The sequence below is a fragment of the Sinomonas sp. G460-2 genome (assembly GCF_047759905.1).
In the GTDB taxonomy this organism is placed as follows: Bacteria; Actinomycetota; Actinomycetes; order Actinomycetales; family Micrococcaceae; genus Sinomonas.
Map to the genome: position 1 here is coordinate 1 of NZ_JBKZWT010000396.1, position 2,853 is coordinate 2,853.

4 protein-coding genes are annotated in these 2,853 nt (G+C 72.3%); 2 read left to right on the top strand and 2 right to left on the bottom strand.

The genetic code is table 11. From position 1 onward, the window contains the following. Together ACLN58_RS20365 and ACLN58_RS20370 are read right to left on the bottom strand one after the other, a co-directional pair. A partial coding sequence (locus tag ACLN58_RS20365) for an NADPH-dependent F420 reductase (protein WP_415857053.1) occupies window positions 1–545 on the bottom strand: 545 nt, incomplete at its 3' end. A gap of 70 nt (window positions 546–615) precedes the next feature. Further along, window positions 616–1,443, bottom strand: a complete 828-nt coding sequence (locus ACLN58_RS20370) for a lysophospholipid acyltransferase family protein (RefSeq protein WP_415857054.1) — start codon at window positions 1,441–1,443, stop codon at window positions 616–618. 89 nt (window positions 1,444–1,532) lie between these two features. On the opposite strand from ACLN58_RS20370, the gene ACLN58_RS20375 reads away from it, so the two are divergent. Both ACLN58_RS20375 and ACLN58_RS20380 read left to right on the top strand, forming a co-directional pair. Beyond that, window positions 1,533–2,717, top strand: coding sequence for a sensor histidine kinase (locus ACLN58_RS20375; protein ID WP_415857055.1), 1,185 nt, complete (start codon window positions 1,533–1,535; stop codon window positions 2,715–2,717). After that, window positions 2,714–2,853 (top strand): response regulator transcription factor (locus tag ACLN58_RS20380; protein WP_415857056.1); only part of this gene is annotated, 140 nt, incomplete at its 3' end. The genes ACLN58_RS20375 and ACLN58_RS20380, both read left to right, overlap by 4 nt.

A 2,853-nucleotide genomic window follows, 5' to 3' on the forward strand; every position in this document is an offset into this window, starting at 1 on the left:
TCGGCGAGCGGCCCCGCGTCGACCGTGTCGAAGCCGAACGTGTCGATGAGGGCTGCGACCTCCGCCTTGGCGGCCGCGTCGTCACCCGCGATGGCGAGCGCCCGCCGGCCCGGCGAGCCGGCAGGGAGCGCATGGCTCGTGAGCTCGCGCGCGTAGATGTGATTGAACGCCTTGACCACGTGCGAGTCCGGAAGGTGCCGCTGGAGGAGCTCCGCGGTCGTGGTCTCCTCGGCCTCGAGCTCGGGGATGATTCCGTCGCGCTGCGGGTAGTAGTTGTTCGTGTCGATGACCGTCTTGCCTGCGAGCTCGTCCACGGGCACGAGGCCGATGTTCCTGAGGGGGATGCTGACCACCGCGATGTCGGCGGCGCCTGCGGCTTCGGCCGGTGACGCGGCGCGGGCGCGGGGGCCCAGTTCCGCGACGAGATCGCTGAGGGTTTCCGGGCCCCGAGAGTTGCTCACGACCACGTCGAGCCCCGCCTCGACGGCGAGGCGCGCAAGCTGCGATCCGATGTGTCCGCTTCCGATCAGTCCAAGAGTCGTCATGCTCCGTGCAACCGAAGCGGCCCACGGGTATTCCCTCGCGGCGGCGCCGGCGCCTGGAAAGTGGCTCGATTCACATCTTGTCGCGGTCCGGGCGCATGCCGTTCATCGCGTCCCGGGCGTCCCAGATGTCGCGTTCGGCTTCGCTCGGCGCGCCGCCGCCGAACTTCGCCGGAAGCCACCACGCGCCGGCCGGTTGGCCGAGCGGGAAGTCGAGGGCCGCAGCGTCGGCGGCCCTCTGCATCGCGTGCTGGAGCCTTGCCGCGGCGCGTTCGGGATCGTCCCCGTCGACGGGGTACACGGGATCGCCGAAGTGCACCCGAATCGGTGCGCGCCACAGGTCGCGGAAGGAGCCCCGGCCTCGCGTGCCGAAGGTGCCGTGCCCGCGCGTCGTCACCCGGTGGCCGCCCCACACCCCGACGGGGATGAGGGGGACGCCCGTGGCGGCCGCCATGCGCACGGCGCCAGTGTGGCAGCGCCGCACGGTGAAGCTCCGGCTCACGCCGGCCTCGGGGAAAAGCGCCACGCTCCAGCCCGCGTCGAGGGCCCGCACAGACGCATTGAGGCTCGCGTGGTTGGGCGCGCCGAGCACGGCCATGCCGCCACACGCCGTGATCGCGGCACCGAGCAGGCGGCTGCGATACGGGCGCGGGCCCACGAGGAAGCGGAGCCGGTCGCGGCGGCGCGCCCACCAGGCGATGGCGACGGGGACGAAGTCGACGTACCCGAAGTGGGTGATCGCGAGGACCACTTGTCCGGGCGGGACGTTCTCGAGCCCGGTCGCGGTGATCTCGAGGCGCGCGGCACGCGAGAGGCCCTCGAACAAGCGGAGGCCCACGTCGTACAGCCACGGGCTCCCGCGGGGGAGGGAGCGGGACGGCGCAACCGGCGGCGTGGCCATGCGCCAAGACTAGGCGGGGGCGCCGCCGTCGTTCCAGCGCTCGCGGCGCTCTTCGCGGCTCTCCTTGGGGAGGACATTAGAGTGGTCGCATGACCTCCGGCTCCCAGCGCGCCTCTGCCTTCGGGCGCCTCAGCGGGGCTGAGATCTTCGGCCAGGACCTCTCAGCCCTCGGCCTCCTCGGCGTCCTGCGCGCACCCGCCTCACGCCGCTGGTTCATCGGCTCCGGGATCGCGGTGGTCTTCTGGATCATCGGCGGCTGGGATCGCTTCGCCGCCGCGGCGATCGCGGCTGGGGCCCTCCCGCTCCGCACCGCCCACCTCGCGGTGTTCATGCTCTCGTTCATGCTGATCCCCCCGTTCAGCTGGGGCCAGACGCTTGCCCGCAAGCTCGGGCTTCTCGCCTTCCTCGTGGTCCTGAGCCTGGGGTTCTTCCTGTACGACTCGTCCGGAGGGGGCTGGTACTGGACCTACGTCGCCGTCTTGGCGGGCGTCCAGCAGATTCCGCGCGGAATCTTCCTGGGCTTCCTCGCGGGGCTCTTCGTCGTATCGCTCTCCATTCAGCTCGGCCACGGCCTCGCGTTCGTCGAGGCCCTCAACCAGCCCACCCTCATCGTCTCGCTGGGTCTTCTGCTCGCGGCGCTTGGGCGCCAAGCCCAGACGCTCCGCGAGCTGCGCGGGGCTCAGCACGAGCTGGCCGAGCTTGCCGTCGCCGAGGAGCGGAATCGGGTCGCGAGGGATCTGCACGATATCCTCGGCCACTCGCTGACGGTGATCGCCGTCAAGGCCGAGCTGACGGGCCGGCTCGTGCGGCTCGACCCGGACCGGGCTGAACGCGAGGCGGCGGACCTCGAAGAGCTTGCGCGCGGGGCGCTCGCCGACGTGCGGGCCACCGTAGGTGGCTACCGCGGGGTGAGCGTGGCCACCGAGCTGGCCGAGGCGCGCGCGGCGCTCGAATCCGCTGGCATCGAGCCGCGCCTTCCCGTCGCGGCCGACTCCGTGACGGCCGCCAACCGCGAGCTGTTCGGCTGGGTCCTGCGCGAGGGAGTCACGAACGTGGTGCGGCACTCGGGCGCATCCGTGTGCGAGGTCGCGTTCGGCCCCGACTGGATCCAGATTGACGACGACGGAGCCGGGCCATCGTCTGCGGCCGAGCCCGGGCAGGCGCCCGCCGGGCACGGTTTGTCCGGCCTCGGCGAGCGGGCGCACGCGGCTGGGCTTACGCTGAGCCTCGGCCGCTCGGAGCTGGGCGGGTACCGATTGCGGGTGGCCGCATGATCAGGCTGCTCATCGCCGACGACCAGGCGCTTGTCCGCGGCGCGCTCGCCGCGCTCCTGGGCCTCGAGCCGGACCTTGAGGTCGTCGCCGAAGTGGGGCGCGGAGACGAGGTGGTCCCCGCGGTCGCCGAGCACCA

Bases quoted from the DNA above. Each gene is read 5' to 3' on its own strand.
- ACLN58_RS20375 (WP_415857055.1), top strand. From the start codon at position 1,533: ATGACCTCCGGCTCCCAGCGCGCCTCTGCCTTCGGGCGCCTCAGCGGG.
- ACLN58_RS20370 (WP_415857054.1), bottom strand. From the start codon at position 1,443: ATGGCCACGCCGCCGGTTGCGCCGTCCCGCTCCCTCCCCCGCGGGAGC.